Genomic DNA, 23170 nt, shown 5'->3' on the forward strand with positions numbered 1-23170 from the left:
ATGCGGTGTTTCAGTATCAGATGAGCTGACTGACACACCGCTATCGGGAGCAAGCCCTCTCCCACATTTGGATCTCCAAATTCCTCAAGTTATGTGGGAAACCTCCTGATAGTCTTGTTGGCCCGCTTCAGGCCACCGCCTGCTTTACCCTCTCGACCTTCACCCCCAACCGGTCGAACACTATGAACTGGCACCGTCATATTCTTCTGATCTGCATGACCCTCGTGTCGCCCCTGGCCTGTGCCGCTACCGTCCTGGAAAACCCCCTGTGGCGTGTCGAGCTCGACCCCGCCACCCTCGCCATTCGCGTCACACCCACTGGCGAAGCGCCGGTGCAAGCCTCTACCGGCGTGGCGGCCCGTGCTGTCAGCCAGCTTTCGCAAACCGCCCAGCAGGCCGATTGGCAATGGGACGACGGTGCCTTTCGCGTAAGCGCGACCCTAGATCAACGCGACCTGCTGCTGACCCTCCGCGCCCGTGCGCCTGCCGAACTGCCGATTCTCCAACAACCGGCCAGCGCCCTGGGCAAGGGCCTGATGTGGCCGTTGGCCGAAGGGCATTACGTGCCGTCCGGCAACGCACTTTGGGATAAGTTTTTGCAGGACCAAGGCGACCTCAACACCACCCAGGACCTCAGCCTGCCGCTATGGGGTACGGACCACGGCAGCTTCACCTTGAACTGGCTGCTGACCAACCCGTTCAACAATCGCCTGCGCTGGGGCGCGGGGCAGGCCCTGGCGGTGGCTCATGAGTTCACCGCGCTCGACCCCTCGGCCCCCATGACCTTGCTGCTGCACCTGGGGGAGGCCGACCCCTTGGCCGGTGCCAAGCGCTATCGCCAATGGCTCGTGGCCCAGGGCCGTTATGAACCGCTGGCGGACAAGCTGCGGCAAACCCCCGAAGCCGAAAAATTGCTGGGCGCCAGCCACGTTTATCTATGGGGCAATGACCTGCTGGCCGTGCAGGATGTGCGTGATTGGCCGCTACTGCTCAAGCGCCTGCGCGGCCATGAACTCAGGGGTTTGTTGAACAAGGACGCCGCCCAGGTGCTGAAGCAGACCACGCTACCCGATCGCTATGAACAGACGGTGCTGTTGCGCGGCCTGAACGCAGCGATCAACCAGAAGGCACGCCAGAGCTGGCAGGGGCAAGAGCCCGATATGACGCGCCTCGCGGCCCGCTATGGCGAACTTCGCAACGAGCTGGCCGTCGCGTTTGCCGGGGCGCTCAGTGACGCGCCAGCGGCATGGGGCAGCAAGGCGATCCAGGCGCTGGTCAACGCTGATCTTGCACGCCTGCTGGTAACCCTGGGGGAAGGCTGGGAAGGCGGCCTGTGGCACCCCGAGGCGATTCGCGCCGGGGTCGAGGCCGGTTTCCTCATGGCGCCCTACGATTCTTATGAAACCGCCCTGTCGGCCACGGAAAACCCGGACTGGACCACTGCCCACCTGGGCAGCAACGCCTACCGCGACTGCGCGATTGTGTTGAAGGGCGGCAAGCTCAAGACGGGTTTCCAGCAATCGGGGCACTACACCGACCCCCGCTGTGTACGGTCCTTGCTCGAAGCACGGGTGCAGGCGATCCAGGCCAAGGCCGGCTTCAACGCCTGGTTTCTCGATGCCTACGCCACCAGCATGGTCTTCGACAGCTACCGCGACGGCGCCACGATGACCCAGGCGCAGAATGCCGAGGGCAATATCGATGCGTCCCGCTGGCTCAACACGGTGCTCAAGTTGCCCACCGGCTCGGAGGACGGCAACGCCATCACGGCCCAGGGCATCCTGTTCGCCCATGGCATGCAGACACCGGTGATCGGTTGGGGTGATCACGCGATGACGAAGAACAAACAGTCGCCTTATTACGTCGGCAATTGGTACCCACCGGAGCAGCCCGCAGTGTTCTTCAAACCGGTGCCGTTGAACGAGCCGTTTCGCACCGTGCATTTCGAGCCGAGCATGCGTTTGCCGTTGTATCAGGCGGTGTTTCATGGCTCGGTCATCACGACCCACCATTGGCTGTTCGACAGCCTGAAACTGAGCAATGTGCAGGCCCAGAACGAATTGACCCAACTGCTCTACAACGTGCCGCCGCTGTATCACCTGAGTGCGGCAACCATTACGCAGCGGTTGCCGGTGATCAAGCGCCAGGACCGGTTTTTCCGGCCGTTGCATCAGCGTTTGGCCACCCAGGCGATGACCGGGTTTCGCTGGTTGACGGCGGATCGGTTGGTGCAGGAAACCCGCTTTGCGGAGGGGACGCGGTTGGTGGCGAATTTTGCTGCGGTCCCAAGAGAGGGTTATGCCGCGAGCAGCATTACAGCGTTAGTGGTGGGTGAGAAACCTGTGGTGTATCAGGTCGATTAGCGGTGCCTTTGAGACCTTCGCGAGCAAGCCCGCTCCCACATTTGACCGAGTTCCAACTTTGGAATGCAATCAAATGTGGGAGCGGGCTTGCTCGCGAAAGCGTCAGCCCAGGCAACCCTAAAGCTTGCGCCAGACACTGGCTAACCAAGGTTGCTGGTCGCGGGGCAACCCGGCTGGCCGATAGTAATGCTCCAACTCCACAAACCCCGCCTCACTCAGCAACGCCTGCCACGCCGCCAGGTCGTGATAAGACCCATACCTGGGCCCATTCCAACCCTCCTGGTTCTCACCCCTTGGGTTGGAGCTGAACAACACGCCCCCAGGCTTCAGCGCCCCCTGCAACTGCTTGAGCACACGCGGCAATTCCTGCTTGGGAATATGAAACAGCACCGCATTGGCAAAGATGCCGTCGAAGCGTTCGGCAGGCAGTTCCAGTTTCAAGAAGTCCTGCTGCAACACCTCACACCCGCTGTCTTCGCGCGCCATCTGCGCAAAGCGCTCGGAACCGTCCAGGCCCACGGCGATATGCCCCATGTGGGTAAAGGTCTGCAAATCCCGCCCCGGCCCGCAGCCGAAATCCAGCACGGTAAACGGCGCCGCGCCCTGGATATGCCGCAGCAGCGCGTCGATGTTCTGGCTCACATCGTGGTCGCGGGTGCCCGCGCGAAAGTCCTCGGCCACCTTGTTGTAGTGGCCGAGGGTGGTGGAGGTGATCTGGTCGAGGTCATCGGGTTTTAAGGTCATGGCCGGGAATATAACCCAACCGATCAGCGTTTATTGAGCACTCGCGCCAAGCGGTCGCCGCCCAGTTGAATAAACGCCACCAACACCACCAGCAGCACGATCACCGTGAGCATGATCTGCGTATCAAAACGCTGGTAGCCATAGCGGTAGGCGATATCCCCCAGGCCACCGGCACCAATCGCGCCAGCCATGGCCGATGAGTTGATCATGGTCACCAGGGTGATGGTGAACCCGCCGACAATCCCCGGCAGCGCCTCAGGCAGCAGCACATGCCAGATGATGTGCCAGCGACGGCAACCCATGGCCTGTGCCGCTTCGATCAACCCATGGTCAACCTCGCGCAAACTCACCTCGGCAATCCGCGCAAAGAACGGCGTAGCGGCGATGGTCAACGGCACGACCGCCGCCCACACGCCATAGGTGGTGCCGACGATCAGCCGGGTGAACGGGATCAGCGCTACCATCAAAATCAAAAACGGAATGGAGCGGAACAGATTGACGAACGCCCCCAGCACTCGGTTCAGCGCCGGCGCCTGGTAGATACCGCCCTTGTCGCTGGTCACCAGGAACACCGCCAGCGGGATCCCCACCAACAACGCAATCAGCGACGACACCCCGACCATCAACAAAGTGTCGATGGCGCCCTGCAATAAACGATCAAACCACATAGCCCAGCACCCCCGCCTGTTGTGCCCAATTGCCGGCGCGGTTGCGCAGTTCCTCGGCGCTGTGGGGCGAACCATTCACCGCCAGCAGCAATTGCCCCAAGGCGTGCCCCTGGATACGTTCCACCCCGCCTTGCAGCAAACGCACACGCCCGCCAAGGGCGGCGAACAGGGCGGCCAGGTCCGGCTCGTCGGTGTCGCTGCCGGTGAACTGCAAGCGCAGCACCACGGCGGCACCGGCCGACGCCGGTGTGGCCTGCAAACGGCTTTGCAGTTCCTCTGGCAAGCCGTGTTGCAGCGGGGCCAGCAGGGTTTTACTGACCTCGTGCTGTGGGTTGCCAAACACCTGCCACACCGGGCCCTGCTCGACGATACGCCCGTGCTCCAGCACCACCACGCGGTCGCAGATTTCGCGGATCACCGCCATCTCATGGGTAATCAGCACAATGGTCAAACCCAGGCGCTGGTTGATCTCGCGCAGCAGGCCGAGGATCGACTGGGTGGTCTCCGGGTCAAGGGCCGAAGTGGCCTCGTCGCACAGCAGAATTTGCGGGTCGTGCACCAGCGAGCGGGCAATGCCCACGCGCTGCTTCTGCCCACCCGACAGCTGCGCCGGGTAGGCCTTATGCTTGTCCTGCAAACCCACCAGCTCCAGTAGCTCGCGCACCTTTTGCTCACGTTGCAACTTGGGCACACCGGCCACTTTCAGCGGCAACTCGACGTTCTGCCACACGGTCTTGGCCGACATCAAATTGAAGTGCTGGAAGATCATGCCGATGCGCCGACGCAACGCCACCAGGTGGTCTTCGTCGTAGTCGCCGATGTCCACCTGATCGATCAACACCCGCCCGCTGCTGGGTTGTTCCAGGCGGTTGATGGTGCGGATCAACGACGACTTACCCGCGCCGCTGCGGCCGATGATGCCAAACACTTCACCGCGCTGGATCGCCAGGTCGATGCCCTGCAGGGCATGCACGCGGCCGTCATAGGTCTTGCCCAGGTTGATAAAGCGCACATGGGCGCGGTTCAGGTCTGGATGCAGTTCTGCCTGCTCGGCGTCCCTGGGCGGTAGGCCCAGGTCGCGCAGTTGAGAGTGGGCGGCGGTCATTTTTTAGCTTCCCAACCCACTTGGTAGAGCTTGCCCAGGGATTTATCCAAGGCGGCGCGTACCACGGGTGAATGCTGGTAGATGTCCACGAACTTGATCACCCGTGGGTCGGTAGTGCCCTTGGGCTGGGTGACGAACTGGATCACGTATTCCGGGTGGTCGAGGCCGTCGAACAGCAAGGCCGACTCGGCATCGAAGGTCTTGGACAGGCGGATGTAGGCCGGGTAGCCCTGCACCAGGTCGGCATCGTCATAGGCGCGCACCAACTGCACGGCTTCGACTTGCAGGATCTTGATCTTTTTCGGGTTGGTCACGATGTCTTCTTCGGTGGCCTTGTAGCCCACGCCCGGCTTGAGGGTGATCAAGCCAGCCTTGGCCAGCAGTTGCAGGCCACGACCGCTGTTGATCGGGTCGTTGGCGATGGCCACGCTGGCGCCTTGGGGCAGGTCGTTGATGCTTTTGAATTTCTTCGAGTACAGGCCGACGTTGTTGATGATCCCCGGCGCGTAGGGCACCAGGTCAAACCCGGCGGCGGCCTTGGCGTTTTCCAGGAACGGGATGTGCTGGAAGTAGTTCACGTCGATATCGCCGGCGGCCAGGCTGACGTTGGGCGCGATCCAGTCGGTGAATTCCACCAGCTCGACTTTCAGGCCTTGCTTGCCGGCTTCAGCCACGGCGGCTTCCAGCGGAATGGCGAACGCGGCGGTGGTGCCGACTTTGAGCGGCGCGTCGGCGGCAAATACCGCCGAGCTGAACAAACCAAAAGCCAGGGCCAGTGCTTTGACTGGGCGGGCGAGCAGTGTTTTTTTCATAGTGGTTTTCCAGTCATAAGGTATGGATGCAAACAATGAAGATCCCATGTGGGAGGGGGCTTGCTCCCGATAGCAGTGGGTCAGTAGATGAATTAGGTGACTGACACACCGCTATCGGGAGCAAGCCCCCTCCCACATTTTGTTCAGTGGCGGTATTGAGAACCGGTGTGTTGCTCGGGCAGGCGCGCGGTGGTCTGGAAGACTTTTTCCCGCAACGTGCCGGTCTCATAAGCGGTCTTGTACGACCCACGCTTCTGCAACTCCGGCACCACCAAGTCGATAAAGTCCACATAGCTCTCCGGCGTCACGATCCGCGTCAGGTTGAACCCATCCAACCCGGTCTCGCTGATCCACGATTCAAGCTCGTCAGCCACCTGTTCAGGCGAACCCACCAGGGTGATATAGCGCCCACCAAGGGCGTGCTGTTCCAGCAATTTGCGCCGGGTCCAGTCGTTGTTCTGCAGGTTCTTGGTGGCCGACTGGATCGCGTTGCTCTTCACGTACTGGATCGGTTCGTCCAGTTCGTATTGGGCAAAGTCGATGGCCGTGGACGCCGAGAAATGCGCCACACCCGCCTCCGCACTGGCGTAGCTCAGGTATTCGGTATGCTTGGCCCAGGCTGCTTGCTCGGTGGCGCCGACGATCACGTTGAGGCCCATGAACACCTTGATGTCATCCGGGTTGCGCCCCGCTTCCACGGCGCTGGCGCGCACCTTGTCCACCTGCACTTTGGTGGATGCCTTGTTCTGCCCGCTGATGAACACGCACTCGGCATGCCGCCCGGCGAACAACAAGCCACGGTCCGAGCTGCCGGCCTGGAACAACACCGGCGTACGCTGCGGCGACGGCTCGCACAAGTGATAACCCTCCACCTGGTAGAACTCGCCGTGGTGCTCGACCTTGTGCACCTTGCCCGGCTGGGCATACACCCGCGCCTGTGGGTCGTTGATCACGGCGTCGTCTTCCCAACTGCCTTCCCAGAGTTTGTAGAGCACCTCCAAATACTCATCGGCCTGGTCGTAGCGACGGTCGTGCTCGACCTGCTCGGTGAGGCCCATGGCCTTGGCGGCGCTGTCGAGGTAGCCGGTGACGATGTTCCAACCCACCCGGCCACGGCTCAGATGGTCCAGCGTGGACATGCGCCGGGCGAACAGATACGGCGGTTCGTAGGTGAGGTTGGCGGTGAGGCCGAAACCCAGGTTTTTTGTGACGGCGGCCATGGCCGACACCAGCAGCAGCGGGTCATTGACCGGTAACTGAATCGACTCTTTGAGCGGCACGTCGATGGAGTTTTGATACACGTCATACACGCCGACGATATCGGCGATGAACAGCCCGTCGAACAACCCGCGTTCCAGGGTTTGCGCCAATTCGGTCCAATACTCGATGGTCTTGTATTGGGTGGAGGTGTCCCGTGGATGGGTCCACATGCCGTGGTTGATATGCCCGATGCAGTTCATGTTGAAGGCATTGAGCAGGATTTTTTTCTTCGCCATCAGATAGTCCCCCGCAGTGGCGGGTTTTCATCGTTGAGGTAGTAATTGCCCACGGCGTGGTACTTCCAGCGCACCGGGTCATGCAGGGTGTGCACGCGGGCGTTGCGCCAATGGCGGTCCAGGCCATGCTCGGCCAGGGTGGCCTGGCTGCCGGCCAGTTCGAACAGGGTGCTGGCGGCGGCGAGGGAAACCTCGGTGCTCAGGGCACGCACTTCGGCCACTGCAATGGAGGCCGCGGCGACGGTGTGGGCGTTGCTGTCGGCCTGGGCGCGGTCAAGAAACTCGCCTGAACGTTCCAGCAGCGCCTCGGTGGCATGCAGGCGGGCGCTCAGGTGGCCAAAGCTTTTCAGGGTCAGGGGGTCTTCGGTGGCCTTGTCGTTGCCGGCGTCGATCCATGGGCGGGTCTTGGTGCGCACAAAGTGCAGCGCATCCTCGAAGGCGGCGCGGGCGATGCCGGTGTCGATGGCGGCGTGAAGGATCTGTGCCAACGGGCCGACCGTGGTCGGGCGTTCGAAGGCGCTCTGGAACGGGATCACGTCGTGCGCGGCTACCCACACGTTGTCGAACACCACCGAACCGCTGCCGGTGGTGCGCTGGCCAAAGCCGCTCCAGTCGTCGATCACGGTGAGGCCTTCGCTGTCGCGCGGCACGAATGCCAGTTGCTGCACGCCGTGTTCATCCACCACTGACGTGGGGATGCGCTGGGCGTAGATCGCGCCGGTGGAGTAGAACTTGCGGCCACTGATGCGAAACCCATCGCCGTCGCGGGTGATGGCAGTCACGCGGTCGTGGGCGGTCTTGGTGCCCAGTTCGGCCAGGGCATTGCCGAAGCGCTGGCCTGCGAGCACTTCGGCGTACAGGCGTTGTTGCTGGGCCGGCGTGCCGTTTACGCGCAGCACTTCCAGGGCATAGAAATGGTTTTGCGGGATCTGGCCCAGGGACGCATCCGCCTGGGCGATCAATGCAATGACCTTGGCCAGGGTGACGTTGGACACGCCCGCGCCGCCGTATTCCTTGGGCACGCTGATGCCCCACAGGCCCGAGCGGGAAAACGCATCCAACTCGGGCAGCGGCAGGCGGCGCTCGCGGTCACGCTGGGCGCTGTCGCGGCGAAAGTCTTCGGCCAGGTCGCTGGCCACAATAAGGGCTTGTTCGTCGCTGGTAATAACCGCGACGTGGTGAGAAAGGGTCATAGGTTTCTCAAGAGGTCTGGTCGGTTAAATCCAGGAGTGACGAGCCGGCAACGTGCCGTTCAGTCGGTAGGCGCCGATGGCGTGATACTTCCAGCGCACCGGGTCGTGCAGGGTGTGCACCCTTGCGTTGCGCCAGTGACGGTCGAGGTTGAATTCGGCGAGGGTGGCGCGGCTGCCAGCCAGTTCGAAGAGTTTTTCGCTGGCCAGCAGCGACACTTCGGTGGTGAGCACCTTGGCCTCGGCCACGGCAATCGAGGCACGGGCGGCCGATTGCGCGGTGATGGGGGCCGCGCTGACCTGGTCCAGTACTTGACCGGCCTTGCGCAGCAGCGCCTCGGCAGCATGCAGTTCGATCTTCAGCTTGCCGATGTCGGCGATCACGTACAGGTCATCGCTGGCGCGCTCGACCTTGGCGTCAACCCACGGGCGCGAGCGCTCACGGACAAACGCGATGGTGTCGTCCAAGGCGCCACGGGCGATGCCGGCGTCGATGGCGGTCTGGATCAATTGCGAAACGGCGCCCTGGATATTCGGGGTTTGGCCGATGCGCCAGTTTTCCACGACCAACTCCGCGTCCACCGGCACTTGATTCAGCAGTACCGTGCCGCTGGCGGTGGTACGTTGGCCGAAGCCCGACCAATCATCCACGATGCGCAGCCCTTCGGTGCCACGGCGCACGAAGGCCATGACCTGCTTGCCGTCATCGTTGAGCGCCTTCACGGCGACCCAATGCGCAAACAGCGCACCGGTGGAGTAAAACTTCTGGCCGCTGATGACGTAACCGTCACCTTCGGCGGTGATGCGTGCCTTGAGGTCCAGGGTGTTTTTGGTACCGCGTTCCGGGCCACCATTGCCGATGCGCCAGCCGTCGAGGACGCTCTGGAACAGCTGCTTTTTCTGGCGCTCGGTGGCCGCGCCCTGCAACACATGCAGGATGCCAAAGTGGTTCTGCGGGATCTGGCCCAAGGCCGGGTCTGCCGCGCTGATGATCGCGAACACGTCGGCCAGGGTCACGAAGGACACCTGCGGGCCGCCGTATTCACGGGGAATGGAAATACTGCCCAGCCCGCTGCGGGTGAACTGCTCGACCTGCGCCCACGGCAGTTTGCGTTGCTGATCGCGCTTGGCGGCTTGCAGGCGTGCGGCCTGGGCCAGCTCATGGGCGGCGTTGAGCGCCTCGGCGTCGTTGCGCAGCACGACGGCCGGCAACAACAGCGGGGCGATGTCCAGATCGCTCTGGGGGGTGTAAGAGCCAAGTTAGACATCAGCGCCGCTCCTTGGCTGCACGTAATGCCCTGGCGTTATGCACCGGGGTAATTCTGACCATACCGACCTCGCATTCAATGAAATAAAAACAAAAAAATCAGTGATGTCCGGTGGTCCGGTGCATATACCCTAAGCGCGTTAAATATTTAAATAAACGTGCTTTTTGGAATAAGCATAGAAGGTCTGTCACCCGGCTCCTGGCGGTTAGCCAAGGGGGTGAGGCTGGTAGATCAATGCCGTCCCGTCTGGCCGGGCCGGCGCTGCAGCGGCGATGGCGAGGGTACGTACCGGTGCCCAGCGCGAATTGTTGCCCACGCGGTCGAGGATGCAGTAGGTGACGTCCAGGCGGCTGTCATCGCCGGCTTCGATGATCAGCGTTGAGGGGACCCACACCTGCACCGCCAGGCCGACATCCGCCGCCTGGATCTTCGGCAAGTCCAGGCGCACATCGCCCCAGCGCAGGGTGATGGCGTCGCCGGCGCTCATGTTCAGGTAGGGCTCGATGGTCAGCGGGATACCGCGCCGAACCTGGCTGGCGTTGACACCGTAGCGGCGGATGGTGTCAGGCAGGCCCACGGGAGCCAGGTTCTGGTTTTCGTCGCTGTGCGCAGGCACGGGCTGGCCGCCGGGGCATTGGGTTTTCACGCGCAGTCTGGCTACCGCCGAACGCACGGCAGTGTGGCCGATCTGCATAACCTGGTAGTGCACCTGGGCGACGCCATCGAGCACGAAACTCTCGGGCACCCGCAGGCGGGTAGGTGTGCCGACCTTGCCTGCCGTCACCCGCCTGGAGGCGGCGAAGCAGTTGTTCCAGAACAGCTCGATCAGGTCGCCGTCGTCCATGCCGGGGTAGGGGGCGATGTCGACCTGCAAGTGGGCGGCAGCCAGTGCGTTGATACCGTCGTCGAGGGCCTGGGGCAGCGTCGGGGCGGTAAGCAGAGTGTGCGTCATAAATAATCTCCTTGATGCAGCCAGCAGCGATCGTTCCGGCCTTGGGTAGCAGGGGCCGAAAAGAACGATTCATTGAGTAGCCGGGATAGGATCCAATCCTCTGGGCGCTAGATAAGAGGGTTGGCCAAGGAGCGTCAATGGCGGCAAAAGGCTAAACGGCGGGCTGGAGCAGATTCAGAAGCGTCTGACGGGGAGGGGGATTTCTGGAGGGGTGTGGCGGGGTGTTTTACCGGTTGGAATGCAGTTAAAAATGTGGGAGCGGGCTTGGGGTGCAAGGGAATTCCAAATAGAACCTGGCTCAGTGAGCCAGGAACTTGCTCAGGAACTGCTTGGTGCGTTCTTCCCTGGGGTTGGCAAACAGCGCCTTGGCCTCGCCTTGTTCCACGATCACGCCCTTGTCGAAGAAGATCACGCGGTTGGCCACGTCACGAGCAAAGCTCATTTCGTGGGTGACGATGACCATGGTGCGGTTTTCCTCGGCGAGGCTGCGGATGGTCGCCAGCACTTCGCCCACCAACTCCGGGTCCAGGGCCGAGGTGGGTTCGTCGAACAAGATCACCTCCGGTTCCATGGCCAGCGCTCGTGCAATCGCCACGCGCTGTTGCTGGCCACCGGAGAGGCGCCGTGGGTATGAATCCTCCTTGCCCGCCAGGCCCACTCGGGCGAGCAGCTTGCGGCCCAATTCGACAGCGGCCTCGCGCGGCATCTTCTTGACCACGGTGGGGCCTTCGATGACGTTTTCCAGCGCGGTGCGGTGGGGGAACAGGTTGAAGCTCTGGAACACAAAGCCCACATGCTGACGCAGGCGCCGCACCAGGTTTGCCTGCTGGTTGATCGGCTTGCTGGTGTCGATCTCGATGTCGCCCACCTTGATCCGGCCACTGGTAGGTTGTTCGAGAAAATTGAGGCAGCGCAGGAAGGTGGTCTTGCCGGAACCGCTGGGGCCGATGATGGCGATGACTTCGCCTTCCTTGACCTCAAGGTCGATGCCGTTGAGTACCACCTGGCCCTTGAATTGTTTGGTCAGTTTTTCAACCACGATCATGGGTCAAGACTCCAGGTCATGCCGGTTGACCCGGTCTTCCAGACGATTTTGCAGATGCGCCAGGATGCTCGCCAAAATCCAGTAGATCAGGGCGGCGGACAGGTACATGGTGAAAATTTCGAAGGTGCGCGCCGACACCAGTTGGGCCTGGCGGAACAGCTCGGGCACCTGGATGGTGGCGGCCAGCGCGGTGTCCTTGACCAGCGAAATGAAGCTGTTGCCCAGCGGCGGCAACGCCGTGCGCATGGCCTGCGGCAGGATGGCCCGGCGCAGGGTCTGCGCGCGCGTCATGCCGATACTGGCTGCAGCTTCCCATTGGCCGCGCTCGATGGAACCGATGGCGGCACGCAGGATTTCACAGGCGTAGGCGGCCATGTTCAGCGAAAAGCCGATCATGGCGGCCGGGATCGGGTCCAGCTCGATGCCCACTTGCGGCAAGCCGTAGTAGATCAGGAACAGCTGTACCAGCAAGGGCGTGCCGCGAAAGAACGACACGTAGACTCGGGCGAGCCAGTTCACCAGCTTGAAGCGCGACAGGCGCATCAAGGCCAGGCCGAAGCCCAGCAGCAAACCGAAGAACATCCCGCCCAGGCTGAGGATCACCGTGTAGTACGCGCCCTTGAGCAGAAAGGGCGCGGAGTCCAGCGCGAGTTGGAAACCTGCTTCCATTATTGAGTGACGTCAGCGTTGAAGTACTTCTCGGACAGCTTCTTCAAAGTGCCGTCGGCGCGCAGTTTGTCGAGGGCCTTGTTGACCGCGTCGAGCAGTTCAGGCTCGCCTTTGCGCAGGGCAATACCGGCTTCCTGGCGGGAGAACGCATCGCCGGCCACCGAGGTGTCCTTGGCTTTCTTGGCGTATTCCAGGGCGGCCAGGCGGTCGATCAGGATCGCGTCGATACGGCCGATGCGCAGGTCCTGGAACTTGGTCGGGTCATCGTTGTAGGTCTTGATGATGGCTTTCGGCTGATTGTCCTTGAGCCATTGTTCGTAGTTGGTGCCCAGGCCCACACCGACTTTCTTGCCGGCCAGGTCGTCGGCGGTCTTGATGGTGCCTACGTTCTTGGTCAACACCAGTGCTTGAATACCGGAGACTGTATAAGGCTTGGAGAAGTCGTACTTCTTCTTGCGCTCTTCAGAGATGGTCACTTGGTTGACCACGGCGTCCAGGCGCTTGGATTCCAGGGCCGCGAGAATGCCGTCCCACGGGGTGGCCTGCAGCTTGACCTTCACGCCCAGCTCCTTGGCCAGGGCTTCGGACAGCTCCACTTCGAAACCGCTGAGCTTGCCGCTTTCATCGACGAAGCTGAACGGTGGGTAGGTGCCTTCCAGGCCGATCTTGATTTCGCCCGCTTTCTTGATGCTGTCCAACTGTTCGCCAGCGACTGCTTGGCCGATCAGGCCAGCGCCGAGGGCCAGGCCCAAAGTGCCAACCAACAACGTGCGACGGAATACAGAAATAGTCATGAAGAGCCCCTGTGTTTTTTGTGTTGTGCGAAGCAGGTGATGCGGTAGTCGTATCCTGCCTTAAAGCGCGTAGCGCGTCTTCGCCTACGGCGCGATGATAAAGCCGGTTTTTAAGACTTGAAAATAATATAAATCTAATTTGATATTCCAATACTGAATATATCGCAGTTCTAATGTGGGAGCGGGCTTGCTCGCGAAAGGGGTGTGTCAGTGGCGGATGTGTTGACTGACACACTGCATTCGCGAGCAAGCCCGCTCCCACATTTGATCCCTGTTGCTTCAGCTAAATGCGGCGCCATAGGCAAACAACGCCGGTGCCCCGCCGGTATGCAGGAAAATGATCGGCCCATCCTCAAAGCGCTGACGCCCGATGCCATCGAGCAGCCCTGCCATGGCCTTGCCAGTGTAGACCGGGTCCAGCAGCAGGCCTTCCTGGCTGGCGACCAGCTTGATCGCAGAGAGGGTGCCGGCGTTCGGCTCGCCATAACGGGGGCCGAAGTATTCGTCCCACAGGATCACCTTGAAGGCTTCGGGAATATCCACACCCAGCAACTCGGCGGTGCGCTCGGCCAAACCCTGCACTTTCGGGCGTTGGGCTTCATCGGTGCGTGAGACAGTGACGCCAATCACCGGCAAATCCGGCAGCACTTCGCTCAAGGCCAATGCCAAGCCGCTGTGCGTCCCGGCGCTGCCGGACGCCAGCACGACGGCCGCGAACTCAATACCGCTGTCTTCGATCTGTGCGGCCAGCTCCAGGCCAGCGCGCACGTAACCCAGGGCGCCCAGGGCGTTCGAGCCGCCGATGGGGACGAGGTAGGGCTTCTTGCCATTGCTGCGCAGGCGGTCGGCGAGGGCATTGAGTTGGTCGTCGACGTTGTCGAGGTTTTCCACCAACTCCACCTTGGCGTCGAACAAGTCCAGCAACAGACGGTTGCCGTTGCCCAGGTAGTTGGGGTCTTCGGTGCCGGTGGGGTTTTCCAGCAGGGCGACGCAGCCCAGGCCGAGCTTGGCGGCGATGGCGGCGGTTTGGCGTACGTGGTTGGACTGGATCGCGCCGGCGGTCACCAGGGTATCGGCGCCCTGAGAGATGGCATCGGCCGCCAGGTATTCGAGTTTGCGCAGCTTGTTGCCGCCCATCGCCAACGGTGTGGTGTCGTCGCGCTTGACGTAGATATCCCGGCCCAACCAGGTCGATAGCCGTTCAAGTTTTTCCAGGGCAGTGGCGCCGCCGAGCAGTTCCAGACGGTTAAAGCGGTCAAGCTGTTGTTTGATCATGGCTACGCACGGTTGCTAAGTGATGGGGCGACTATAGGCAGGCACTTTTCATCGGGCAACCGCCAATCGCGTTATACCGGCTGGTTCTTAGCATCGCACCATTGGTTCTTAAGAGCGGCCTGGGTGCATACCGTAAAGTGGTGGGCATTTCGTCAGGAGGCAATACCGTGAGTGAGCGTTCCAGCCATTGGCAATTACAGACCATCGTCAGCCAGTTGCGCGGCGCCCGGGACCAGTGGCGAACGCGCAATGGCCGTTTGAGCGGTGAACATGGCGGCCGCGAATTGCCGTCCCGCGAGGCCGTGGCGCAGATCCTCGAAGCGTTGTGCGGCGCCTTGTTCCCGATGCGGCTGGGGCCGGTGGATCTGCGCGAGGAAAGTGAAGACTTCTATGTCGGCCATACCCTGGACGTGGCGCTGAATGCGCTGCTCGGCCAGGCCCGTCTGGAACTGCGCTACGCCGCACGCCAGGGCGCCAAGGACGACAGCGAGGTCGATGCCCTGGCCATCCGCTTGATCCAGGATTTCGCCCTGGCCTTGCCAACACTGCGCAGCCTGCTGGACACCGACGTGCTGGCCGCCTACCACGGCGACCCGGCCGCCCGCAGCGTGGATGAAGTGCTGCTGTGCTACCCCGGCATCCTGGCGGTGATTCACCATCGTCTGGCGCACCACCTGTACCGTGCCGGCCTGCCGCTGTTGGCGCGGATCAGTGCGGAAATCGCCCACTCGGCCACCGGCATCGACATCCACCCCGGCGCGCAGATCGGCCCGAGCTTTTTTATCGACCACGGGACCGGCGTGGTCATCGGCGAGACCGCAATCATTGGCGAGCGCGTGCGGATCTACCAGGCCGTGACCCTGGGCGCCAAGCGCTTCCCGGCGGATGAAGACGGGCAATTGCAGAAGGGGCATCCACGTCACCCGATTGTGGAGGACGACGTGGTGATCTATGCCGGGGCGACGATTCTGGGGCGCATCACTATCGGCCAGGGGTCGACCATTGGCGGTAACGTGTGGCTGACCCGTAGCGTGCCGGCAGGGGCGAATATCACCCAGGCCAATTTGCAGCATGATGACGGTACGCAAAAGTAACGAGCCTACACAAATACCCTGTGGGAGCGGGCTTGCTCGCGAATGCGGTGTGTCAGTCACTGAATCAGTTGGCTGAACCACCGCATTCGCGAGCAAGCCCGCTCCCACATTTTTTACCGCGTTCCACTTTTTGCCAGCGTAGTCGCTGAACGATTTTCCATCCCCATCCGTCATACCTTTCCTTGAGCTAGTGTAGGAATTACTTACCACTCAGCCCTGCGATTAGTCCAAAACCGCCTATCCATGTTTAAATTGAACGCTCGTTCAAGTTAAACCCGGTGGTTCGCTGCCCGCTCACAACAGGAGGCTTACCTTTGCTGAGTCCGTTTTTTACAGCCATATCCCACACCTTCGGGGTGCATCGTTCATGAGTGCATCGTCCACCCCCTCCAGCGGCCAGGTGCGCATGAATGCGCCGGTCTTCTACTTCGCTGCAACCTTCATCCTGCTGTTCGGCGTCACTGTCATCGCCATTCCGCAACAGGCCGGCGCCTGGTTGCTGGCGGCGCAAAACTGGGCGGCCAATACGGTCGGCTGGTACTACATGCTGGCGATGACCCTGTATCTGGTCTTCGTGGTGGTCACCGCGTTATCGGGCTACGGCAAGATAAAACTCGGTGCCGACCACGACGAGCCCGAATTCAGTTACCTGTCCTGGGCCGGCATGCTGTTTGCCGCCGGGATCAGCATCACGCTGTTTTTCTTCTGCGTTTCCGAACCATTGACCCACTTGGTGCAACCGCCCCAGGGCGCACCGATGAACGCCGATGCTGCACGCCAGGCCATGCAGATTCTGTTTCTGCATTGGGGCCTGCATGGCTGGGGTGTGTTCGCATTTGTCGGCATGGCGCTGGCGTACTTCGCCTACCGGCATAACCTGCCGCTGGCGCTGCGTTCGGCGTTGTACCCACTGATCGGCAAGCGCATCAACGGCCCGATCGGTTATGCGGTGGATGGCTTCGGCATCATCGCCACGGTGTTCGGCCTTGGCGCGGATATGGGCTTTGGGGTGTTGCACCTCAACTCTGGCCTGGACTACCTGTTCGGCATCGCCCACACCCAGTGGATCCAGGTGGGGTTGATCACCTTGATGATGGGCGCCGCGATCATCGTCGCGGTGGCCGGCGTCGACAAGGGCGTGCGGGTGATGTCCGACATCAACATGCTGCTGGCCTGTGCGCTGCTGCTGTTTGTGTTGTTTGCAGGCCCCACCCAGCATTTGCTCAACACTCTGATCCAGAACATCGGTGACTACCTGGGCGCGTTGCCGACCAAGAGTTTTGATGTGTACGCCTACGACAAGCCCAGCGACTGGCTGGGCGGTTGGACGGTGTTCTACTGGGCCTGGTGGATTGCATGGTCGCCGTTCGTGGGCCTGTTTATCGCGCGTATTTCCCGTGGCCGCACCATCCGCGAATTCGTGTTCGGCGTGCTGCTGATCCCGTTGGGTTTCACCCTGGCGTGGATGTCGATTTTCGGCAACAGCGCCATCGACCAAGTGCTCAACCACGGTATGGCGGCGCTCGGTCAGTCGGCTATCGATAACCCATCGATGAGCCTCTACCTGTTGCTGGAAACCTATCCATGGGCCAAGACCGTGATTGCGGTGACGGTGTTCATCAGCTTCGTGTTCTTCGTCACCTCGGCCGACTCGGGCACCGTGGTGCTGTCGACCCTGTCATCCAAAGGCGGCAACGCCGATGAAGACGGGCCGAAATGGCTGCGGGTGTTCTGGGGGGTGATGACCGGGCTGGTTACCAGTGCGTTGCTGTTTGCCGGCAGCATCGACTCGCTCAAGTCCGCGGTGGTGCTGACCTCGCTGCCGTTCTCGATGATTTTGCTGCTGATGATGTGGGGGCTGCACAAGGCGTTCTACCTGGAGTCGCAAAAGCAGATCGCGCAACTGCATTCGCTGGCGCCGGTATCGGCATCGCGCAGGGGCCGTGGTGGTTGGCGCCAGCGTTTGAGTCAGGCCGTGCATTTTCCTTCGCGGGATGAGGTGTACCGCTTCCTTGAATCGACGGTACGCCCGGCGATTGAAGAAGTGACCGCCGTGTTCGTGGAGAAGGGCCTGAATGTGATGACCCAGCCTGATCCGTCCAACGACAGCGTCAGCCTGGAAATCGGCCATGGCGAGGAACATCCGTTTATCTACCAGGTGCAGATGCGCGGTTACTTCACGCCGTCGTTCGCCCGTGGCGGCATGGGCTCCAAGGAGCTCAACAACCGTCGCTACTACCGGGCGGAAGTGCACTTGGCCGAGGGCAGCCAGGACTACGATTTGGTGGGTTACACCAAGGAGCAGATCATCAACGACATCCTTGACCAGTACGAGCGACACCTGCAATTTTTGCACTTGGTGCGCTAGCTTTTTGTGGGAGCGGGCTTGCTCGCGAAGACGTCGTGTCAGTCGATGCATGTGTGACTGATGCACCGCCTTCGCGAGCAAGCCCGCTCCCACATAAAACCTCGCAAGGCCCTGATCTACAGGGCTTTCTTAAATTTAATTTCATCCGCCGCACGCCGGTTTTGAAGCGTAACTGTCATCTGTCCCCTGCGTAATTGTGTGAAGCGTTTGACGCTTTCATTTCAGAACAGTGACGGAGACCGGTAACAATGAAGACGTTGATAAGCCCTATGGTGGGTGCCGCCATGGCGAGCTTTATGTTGTCCGCCCATGCCGATTTTATCGATGACAGCCACGCCGATGTGACCCTGCTCAACCGCTACCTCAACCAGCAGGGGCGCGATGTGGTGAACAGCAACGCCAAGGCCCACAGCATCCGGGATTGGGGCCAGGGCTTCGAGTTCAACTTCAAGTCCGGCTACACCGAGGGGCCTGTGGGTTTCGGGCTGGACCTGCAGGCGTTCTACGGGTTGAAGCTGGACTCCGGCGGCGACCTCAACGACAAGGATCACCAAGGCCGCTACCCCGGCAGCATGTTCCCATTGGACAACGGCAAATCCGCCGACCAGTTCGGCGTGCTCAGCCCCACGTTCAAGATGCGTTTTGCCAAGGATGAACTGCGCGTCGGCACCCTGTACGGCAACAACCCGATCCTCGCCAACACCGACGGTCGCCTGTACCAGCAGACCAATACCGGTGTGCAGTTGGTGTCCAAGGACCTCACCGACTTCACCTTCACCGGTGGCGATATCCTCAAGACCAAGATCCGCAACGAAACCGGCGACCAGGGCATGATCACTGCCGGCGGTACCAAAGAGAGTGACCGCTTCCTGTTCGGCGGCGCCGACTACACCGGCATCCAGAACACCACGGTGAGCCTGTGGTATTCCAACCTTGAGGATTACTACCAACAATTCTTCCTCGGCGCCAAGCGCCATGACGCCCTGTCGGTGGGGGCGATCGACACCGATATTCGCGTGTTCCGCAGCCTCGGTGTGGGCGGTAACGCCGACGGCGACAAGGACTACGCCGCCAGCGGTCTGTATGGCGATGGCGTTAACAAGGGCCGTATCAACCAGACCACCGCCAGCCTGCTTGAGAGCTACAGCCTGGACGGCCATACCGTCGGCCTGGGTATCCAGAAAAACAGCGGCGACAGTGATTTCCCTTACCTCGACTCTGGCCTCAACAGCGGCGATAACCGCCAGGGTCCGGGCTCAGGCGCCGACACGCCGGCACTGACCAACATGCAGTTGAACAAATTCCAGCACGCTGGCGAGCGCACTTGGCTGGCGCAGTACAAATATGATTTGGGCAAGCTGGGCCTCACCGGCCTGACGTTCTCCGCCGCCTATGCCCATGGCGACGACATCCGCACGGCACAGGGCACTACCAGCGAATGGGAGCGCAACGTTGCGGTGGCGTATCAAGTGCCCACAGGCACCCTCAAAGGCCTGGGTGTGACCTGGAAAAACGCCCACGCCAGCCCCGACATTACCGGTGCCACCGTGCAGGATGAAAACCGCTTTTATGTCAGCTATGTCGTTCCACTCTGGTAGGCAATTGCTGTAAAACGAAAGGGCAGACTTAAGCGATTCAGCGGGTTAAAAGGCCTGGGAATAACCTTATTCCCAGGCCTTATTAGCCCCAAGCCCAGAGAGGATTCGATGACGTACATTGCTGCCGAAAACCGCTATGAATCTATCCCGTATCGCCGCGTAGGCCGCAGTGGATTGGTGCTGCCAGCACTGTCCCTGGGGCTGTGGCACAACTTTGGCGACAGCACCCCGATCGACACCCAGCGCGCCCTGTTGCGCACGGCGTTTGACCTGGGTATCAACCACTTCGACCTGGCCAACAACTACGGCCCACCCTATGGCAGCGCCGAGATCAATTTCGGTCGTTTGTTGCGTGAAGACTTCAAGCATTACCGCGATGAATTGATCATCTCCAGCAAGGCCGGTTGGGACATGTGGCCAGGCCCTTACGGCCAGGGCGGCGGTTCGCGCAAGTACGTGTTGGCGAGCCTGGACCAGAGCCTGCAACGCCTGGGCGTCGATTACGTGGACATCTTCTACTCCCACCGTTTTGACGCCGACACCCCGCTGGAAGAAACCGCCAGCGCCCTCGCCACCGCCGTGCAACAAGGCAAGGCGTTGTACATTGGCATCTCGTCTTACTCCGGGGTAAAAACCCGCGAAATCGCCGCCTTGCTCAAAGAGTGGAAAGTGCCGCTGTTGATCCACCAACCGGCCTACAACCTGCTCAACCGCTGGGTGGAAAAAGACCTGTTGGACACCACTGAAGAACTCGGTGCCGGGGTGATCGCGTTCACGCCGCTGGCCCAGGGTTTGCTGACCGACAAGTACCTCAACGGGGTGCCTGCGGATGCGCGGGTGAACCGTCCGGGTGGTGGTTCGTTGCAGGCCAAGCACTTGTCCGAAGAGAACATTGCTCACGTACGTGCACTCAATGAAATTGCCCAGCGTCGCGGCCAGAGCCTCGCCCAAATGGCCCTGGCCTGGACCCTGCGCGACCCACGGGTGACCAGTGCGCTGATCGGCGCCAGCCGACCAGAGCAGATCATCGAGAACGTCGGCGCATTGAAGAACCTGAGCTTCAGTGCAGAAGAACTGGCGCAGATCGACCGGTTTGCCCAGGAAGGCGGGATCAACCTGTGGGAAAAGCCATCCACCGCTGAATAACCTGTAGCACTCGGTCAATGTGGGAGGGGGCTTGCTCCCGATGGCGGTGGATCAGTCAGCATATCTCTAGCTGACCCACCGCTATCGGGAGCAAGCCCCCTCCCACATTTTGAGCTTCGCCAGTCGTTAGAACGGTACGTCGCCTAGAATCGTCGCCCGGTGCATCACCCGCCGCTGCGGGCGGTAGTCGTCCACCGCGTAGTGTTGAGTCACGCGGTTGTCCCAGAACGCCACATCGTTTTCCTGCCAGCGCCAGCGAATGGTGAATTCCGGGCGGGTGGCGTGGGCGAACAACAGCTTGAGAATCGCCTCGCTTTCCGCCGGTTCCAGTTCGTTGATCCTGGTGGTGAACCCATCACTGACAAACAGCGACTTGCGCCCACTCACCGGATGCGTGCGCACCACCGGGTGGGACAGCGGTGGGTTCTTCTTGCGGGTTTCTTCCCAGCGCGCCAGGTCTTCGGCGGTGTTGCCAAAACGCTCCAGTGGGAAGGATTTGGTGAAGTCGTGGGTCGCGGTGAGCCCGTCGAGCAAGCGCTTCAATGGCTCGGACAGCGCCTCATATGCCGCAATCCCGCTGGCCCACAACGTGTCGCCGCCAAACGCGGGCAACAGCTTGGCACTGAGCACCGCGCCCAGGGCCGGGGTGGGCAGGAAGGTCACGTCGGTGTGCCATACCGCATTGTCGCGCACGTCGGTGACGGCGGTGTCGAGGATCAGCACTTCAGGCGTTTCCGGCACGTTGGGGTAGATCGGGTGAATGTGCAGGTCACCGAAATTCGCCGCGAACCGCGCTTGTTGCTGCGGGTTGATGGCTTGGCCGCGAAAGAACAGCACCGAGTGGGTGAGCAACGCCTGTTCGATGGCGTCGCGCTGTTCAATGTTCAGCGGTTGGGTGATATCGACGCCATTGATCTGGGCGCCCAGGGCGGTGCTGATTGGGGTAACGGTCAGGCTGCTCATGCGGTTCTCACTCAATGTGCCTGGCCATGCCACGGCACCAATTTACGCTGCAGGGCGCGCAGGCCCATTTCCATGGCGAAGGCGATCAGGGCGATGACCAGGATGCCCAGCACCACCACATCGGTGACCAGGAACTGCGCCGCCGACTGCACCATAAAACCAAGGCCACTGGTGGCCGCGATCAACTCGGCGGCGACCAGGGTGGACCAGCCCACACCCAGGCCGATGCGCACGCCAGTGAGGATGTCGGGCAGGGCGCTCGGCAGGATCACATGGCGAATCAGCTGGGCACGGGTCGCCCCCAATGACTGTGCCGCCCGCAACTTGGCCGGGTCGACGGTGCGCACGCCGGTCGCGGTGGCGATGGCAATGGGCGCAAAGATCGCCAGGTAAATCAGCAGCACCTTGGACAGCTCGCCAATGCCGCACCAGATCACGATCAACGGCAGGTAGGCCAAGGGCGGTATCGGCCGGTAGAACTCGATCAACGGGTCGAGCACGCCACGGGCAATGCGGTTGGCGCCGATGGCAATCCCCACCGGCACGGCGGTCAGTACTGCAAAGCCCAGGCCCAGACCGATACGGCTGAGGCTTGCGCCCAGGTGCTGCCACAGCGTGGAATCCATATAGCCACTGGTCGCCAGCAGCCAGCCTTTTTGCAGCACAGCAGAAGGCGGAGGCAGGAACAGGGGCTCGATCAGGCCGGTGGCGGTCACGGCCCACCACAGCGCGAGCAACGCGAGCAGGGTCAATACGCTGATCCAGCGCGTGCTCAATCTGCGGCGTACCGGGATAACCGGGTGCACCACTGGCTTGGTGGCAATTTCGTAGCTGCTCATGCGGACACCTGCCGTTGGGAGAACACTTTGCCCAGTACGTGTTCGCGGGTTTCGATAAAGCGCGGGTCGGACTTGATCGCCCGTGCCGACTCGCCGGCAGCGTAGCGTTGGCCGAAGTCCAGGCTCAGGCGCTCGACGATCTGCCCTGGGTTGGGCGCCAGCAGGATCAGGTCGGTGGCGAGGAACACCGCTTCTTCAATGTCGTGGGTAATCAGGAATACCGGCTTGGCCGTGCGCCGCCAGACCTGCAGCAGCAACTCCTGCATCTGCTCGCGGGTGAAGGCATCGAGGGCGCCGAAGGGTTCGTCCATCAGCAATACGCGAGGGTCGGCGGCCAGTGCACGGGCCAGGCCAACGCGTTGCTTCTGGCCACCGGAGAGTTGCCAGATACGCCGACTGTCGAAACCGGCCAGGTCCACCAACGCCAGCATTTCCCGGGCGCGCACTTCACGTTGCGCCTTGGGTACACCGGCCAGCTCCAGGCCGAAGCCGACGTTGGCCAGCACGTCCTGCCAGGGCAGCAGGGCGTCGTCCTGGAACACTACGCCTCGTTCGGCGCTGGGGCCTTTGACGGGTACGCCATCAAGGGTGATGCGCCCGGAAGAGGGTTCGACAAAGCCGGCAATCAGGTTCAACAGCGAAGTCTTGCCACTGCCGGACGGGCCCAGGGCCACCAGCAATTGCTGGGGCCCCAGGTCGATTGAGATGTCAGACAGTACCGGTTGTGTGGCGCCTGGGTACTGTGCGCTGATGCGCTCCAGTTGTAGCAAGGCCATCGCGA

General features: G+C 61.6%; 20 protein-coding genes. 5 read left to right on the plus strand and 15 right to left on the minus strand.

The window, feature by feature from the left end; translation table 11 throughout:
• Window positions 1-182: 182 nt before the first annotated feature.
• Complete coding sequence (locus tag DYL59_RS22365) at window positions 183-2363, plus strand: glycoside hydrolase (protein ID WP_135291131.1); 2181 nt, start codon at window positions 183-185, stop codon at window positions 2361-2363.
• Window positions 2364-2480: 117 nt separating this feature from the next.
• On the opposite strand, the gene DYL59_RS22370 is transcribed toward DYL59_RS22365, so the two are convergent.
• From DYL59_RS22370 to DYL59_RS22425, 12 genes are all read right to left on the minus strand, one after another.
• On the minus strand, window positions 2481-3107 hold the full coding sequence (locus tag DYL59_RS22370) for a class I SAM-dependent methyltransferase (protein ID WP_135291132.1): 627 nt from the start codon (window positions 3105-3107) through the stop codon (window positions 2481-2483).
• Between the two features lie 23 nt (window positions 3108-3130).
• Window positions 3131-3775: a methionine ABC transporter permease gene (locus DYL59_RS22375; protein ID WP_017736886.1), complete on the minus strand. Its 645-nt coding sequence runs from the start codon at window positions 3773-3775 to the stop codon at window positions 3131-3133.
• Entirely contained in the window at window positions 3765-4880 is a 1116-nt protein-coding gene (locus tag DYL59_RS22380) for a methionine ABC transporter ATP-binding protein (RefSeq protein ID WP_135291133.1), read from the minus strand. The genes DYL59_RS22375 and DYL59_RS22380 overlap by 11 nt, the downstream gene beginning before the upstream one ends.
• The gene (locus DYL59_RS22385) at window positions 4877-5692 is read right to left on the minus strand and encodes a MetQ/NlpA family ABC transporter substrate-binding protein (protein ID WP_135291134.1); all 816 of its coding nucleotides are present in this window, start codon (window positions 5690-5692) and stop codon (window positions 4877-4879) included. The genes DYL59_RS22380 and DYL59_RS22385 overlap by 4 nt, the downstream gene beginning before the upstream one ends.
• A 143-nt stretch (window positions 5693-5835) precedes the next feature.
• Window positions 5836-7188, minus strand: a complete 1353-nt coding sequence (locus DYL59_RS22390) for an LLM class flavin-dependent oxidoreductase (RefSeq protein ID WP_135291135.1) — start codon at window positions 7186-7188, stop codon at window positions 5836-5838.
• Complete coding sequence (locus DYL59_RS22395; RefSeq protein ID WP_135291136.1) at window positions 7188-8381, minus strand: SfnB family sulfur acquisition oxidoreductase; 1194 nt, start codon at window positions 8379-8381, stop codon at window positions 7188-7190. Before DYL59_RS22395 ends, DYL59_RS22390 begins: the two co-directional genes overlap by 1 nt.
• Window positions 8382-8405: 24 nt before the next feature.
• Window positions 8406-9611 carry an SfnB family sulfur acquisition oxidoreductase gene (locus tag DYL59_RS22400; protein ID WP_135291137.1) on the minus strand — a complete coding sequence of 402 codons (1206 nt, stop codon included), beginning with the start codon at window positions 9609-9611 and terminating at the stop codon, window positions 8406-8408.
• A 240-nt stretch (window positions 9612-9851) separates the two neighbouring features.
• Entirely contained in the window at window positions 9852-10598 is a 747-nt protein-coding gene (locus DYL59_RS22405) for a hypothetical protein (protein ID WP_135291138.1), read from the minus strand.
• 298 nt (window positions 10599-10896) lie between these two features.
• Window positions 10897-11643, minus strand: a complete 747-nt coding sequence (tcyN, locus tag DYL59_RS22410; RefSeq protein ID WP_135291139.1) for an L-cystine ABC transporter ATP-binding protein TcyN — start codon at window positions 11641-11643, stop codon at window positions 10897-10899.
• 3 nt (window positions 11644-11646) lie between these two features.
• Window positions 11647-12312 carry a cystine ABC transporter permease gene (tcyL, locus tag DYL59_RS22415; RefSeq protein ID WP_135291140.1) on the minus strand — a complete coding sequence of 222 codons (666 nt, stop codon included), beginning with the start codon at window positions 12310-12312 and terminating at the stop codon, window positions 11647-11649.
• Entirely contained in the window at window positions 12312-13106 is a 795-nt protein-coding gene (gene tcyJ / locus DYL59_RS22420) for a cystine ABC transporter substrate-binding protein (protein WP_135291141.1), read from the minus strand. Before tcyJ ends, tcyL begins: the two co-directional genes overlap by 1 nt.
• Before the next feature lie 279 nt (window positions 13107-13385).
• Window positions 13386-14381 carry a D-cysteine desulfhydrase gene (locus DYL59_RS22425; RefSeq protein ID WP_135291142.1) on the minus strand — a complete coding sequence of 332 codons (996 nt, stop codon included), beginning with the start codon at window positions 14379-14381 and terminating at the stop codon, window positions 13386-13388.
• A gap of 167 nt (window positions 14382-14548) precedes the next feature.
• Between DYL59_RS22425 and epsC the strand changes: the two genes are divergently transcribed.
• The 4 genes from epsC (at window position 14549) to mgrA (ending at window position 20587) form a co-directional block, all read left to right on the plus strand.
• The gene (gene epsC, locus DYL59_RS22430; protein WP_135291143.1) at window positions 14549-15475 is read left to right on the plus strand and encodes a serine O-acetyltransferase EpsC; all 927 of its coding nucleotides are present in this window, start codon (window positions 14549-14551) and stop codon (window positions 15473-15475) included.
• Window positions 15476-15881: 406 nt separating this feature from the next.
• Window positions 15882-17843: a choline transporter BetT gene (gene betT / locus DYL59_RS22440; RefSeq protein ID WP_238340763.1), complete on the plus strand. Its 1962-nt coding sequence runs from the start codon at window positions 15882-15884 to the stop codon at window positions 17841-17843.
• A gap of 269 nt (window positions 17844-18112) precedes the next feature.
• Complete coding sequence (locus DYL59_RS22445; RefSeq protein ID WP_135291171.1) at window positions 18113-19441, plus strand: OprD family outer membrane porin; 1329 nt, start codon at window positions 18113-18115, stop codon at window positions 19439-19441.
• Between the two features lie 108 nt (window positions 19442-19549).
• Complete coding sequence (mgrA, locus tag DYL59_RS22450) at window positions 19550-20587, plus strand: L-glyceraldehyde 3-phosphate reductase (protein WP_135291145.1); 1038 nt, start codon at window positions 19550-19552, stop codon at window positions 20585-20587.
• A 126-nt stretch (window positions 20588-20713) separates the two neighbouring features.
• Here the strand turns inward: mgrA and tauD are convergent, their stop codons facing one another.
• The 3 genes from tauD to tauB are packed head-to-tail and all read right to left on the minus strand — an operon-like array spanning window position 20714 to window position 23165.
• Window positions 20714-21550, minus strand: coding sequence for a taurine dioxygenase (tauD, locus tag DYL59_RS22455; RefSeq protein ID WP_135291146.1), 837 nt, complete (start codon window positions 21548-21550; stop codon window positions 20714-20716).
• A gap of 11 nt (window positions 21551-21561) precedes the next feature.
• Window positions 21562-22389: a taurine ABC transporter permease TauC gene (tauC, locus tag DYL59_RS22460; protein WP_135291147.1), complete on the minus strand. Its 828-nt coding sequence runs from the start codon at window positions 22387-22389 to the stop codon at window positions 21562-21564.
• A complete protein-coding gene (gene tauB / locus DYL59_RS22465) occupies window positions 22386-23165 on the minus strand; it encodes a taurine ABC transporter ATP-binding subunit (RefSeq protein ID WP_135291148.1) in 780 nt (259 codons plus the stop codon). The genes tauC and tauB overlap by 4 nt, the downstream gene beginning before the upstream one ends.
• Between the last annotated feature and the right edge of the window lie 5 nt (window positions 23166-23170).

The organism is Pseudomonas kairouanensis (assembly GCF_004682055.1).
Lineage (GTDB): Bacteria > Pseudomonadota > Gammaproteobacteria > Pseudomonadales > Pseudomonadaceae > Aquipseudomonas > Aquipseudomonas kairouanensis.

Excerpts from the sequence above, each read along its gene's own strand:
- DYL59_RS22390 (WP_135291135.1), bottom strand. The coding sequence starts at position 7,188 with ATGGCGAAGAAAAAAATCCTGCTCAATGCCTTCAACATGAACTGCATC.
- tauD (WP_135291146.1), bottom strand. The coding sequence starts at position 21,550 with ATGAGCAGCCTGACCGTTACCCCAATCAGCACCGCCCTGGGCGCCCAG.
- DYL59_RS22405 (WP_135291138.1), bottom strand. The coding sequence starts at position 10,598 with ATGACGCACACTCTGCTTACCGCCCCGACGCTGCCCCAGGCCCTCGAC.
- tauC (WP_135291147.1), bottom strand. The coding sequence starts at position 22,389 with ATGAGCAGCTACGAAATTGCCACCAAGCCAGTGGTGCACCCGGTTATC.
- tcyJ (WP_135291141.1), bottom strand. The coding sequence starts at position 13,106 with ATGACTATTTCTGTATTCCGTCGCACGTTGTTGGTTGGCACTTTGGGC.
- mgrA (WP_135291145.1), top strand. The coding sequence starts at position 19,550 with ATGACGTACATTGCTGCCGAAAACCGCTATGAATCTATCCCGTATCGC.
- DYL59_RS22375 (WP_017736886.1), bottom strand. The coding sequence starts at position 3,775 with ATGTGGTTTGATCGTTTATTGCAGGGCGCCATCGACACTTTGTTGATG.
- DYL59_RS22445 (WP_135291171.1), top strand. The coding sequence starts at position 18,113 with ATGGTGGGTGCCGCCATGGCGAGCTTTATGTTGTCCGCCCATGCCGAT.
- betT (WP_238340763.1), top strand. The coding sequence starts at position 15,882 with ATGAATGCGCCGGTCTTCTACTTCGCTGCAACCTTCATCCTGCTGTTC.
- DYL59_RS22395 (WP_135291136.1), bottom strand. The coding sequence starts at position 8,381 with ATGACCCTTTCTCACCACGTCGCGGTTATTACCAGCGACGAACAAGCC.
- DYL59_RS22380 (WP_135291133.1), bottom strand. The coding sequence starts at position 4,880 with ATGACCGCCGCCCACTCTCAACTGCGCGACCTGGGCCTACCGCCCAGG.
- tcyL (WP_135291140.1), bottom strand. The coding sequence starts at position 12,312 with ATGGAAGCAGGTTTCCAACTCGCGCTGGACTCCGCGCCCTTTCTGCTC.
- DYL59_RS22385 (WP_135291134.1), bottom strand. The coding sequence starts at position 5,692 with ATGAAAAAAACACTGCTCGCCCGCCCAGTCAAAGCACTGGCCCTGGCT.
- tauB (WP_135291148.1), bottom strand. The coding sequence starts at position 23,165 with ATGGCCTTGCTACAACTGGAGCGCATCAGCGCACAGTACCCAGGCGCC.
- DYL59_RS22365 (WP_135291131.1), top strand. The coding sequence starts at position 183 with ATGAACTGGCACCGTCATATTCTTCTGATCTGCATGACCCTCGTGTCG.
- DYL59_RS22370 (WP_135291132.1), bottom strand. The coding sequence starts at position 3,107 with ATGACCTTAAAACCCGATGACCTCGACCAGATCACCTCCACCACCCTC.
- DYL59_RS22425 (WP_135291142.1), bottom strand. The coding sequence starts at position 14,381 with ATGATCAAACAACAGCTTGACCGCTTTAACCGTCTGGAACTGCTCGGC.
- tcyN (WP_135291139.1), bottom strand. The coding sequence starts at position 11,643 with ATGATCGTGGTTGAAAAACTGACCAAACAATTCAAGGGCCAGGTGGTA.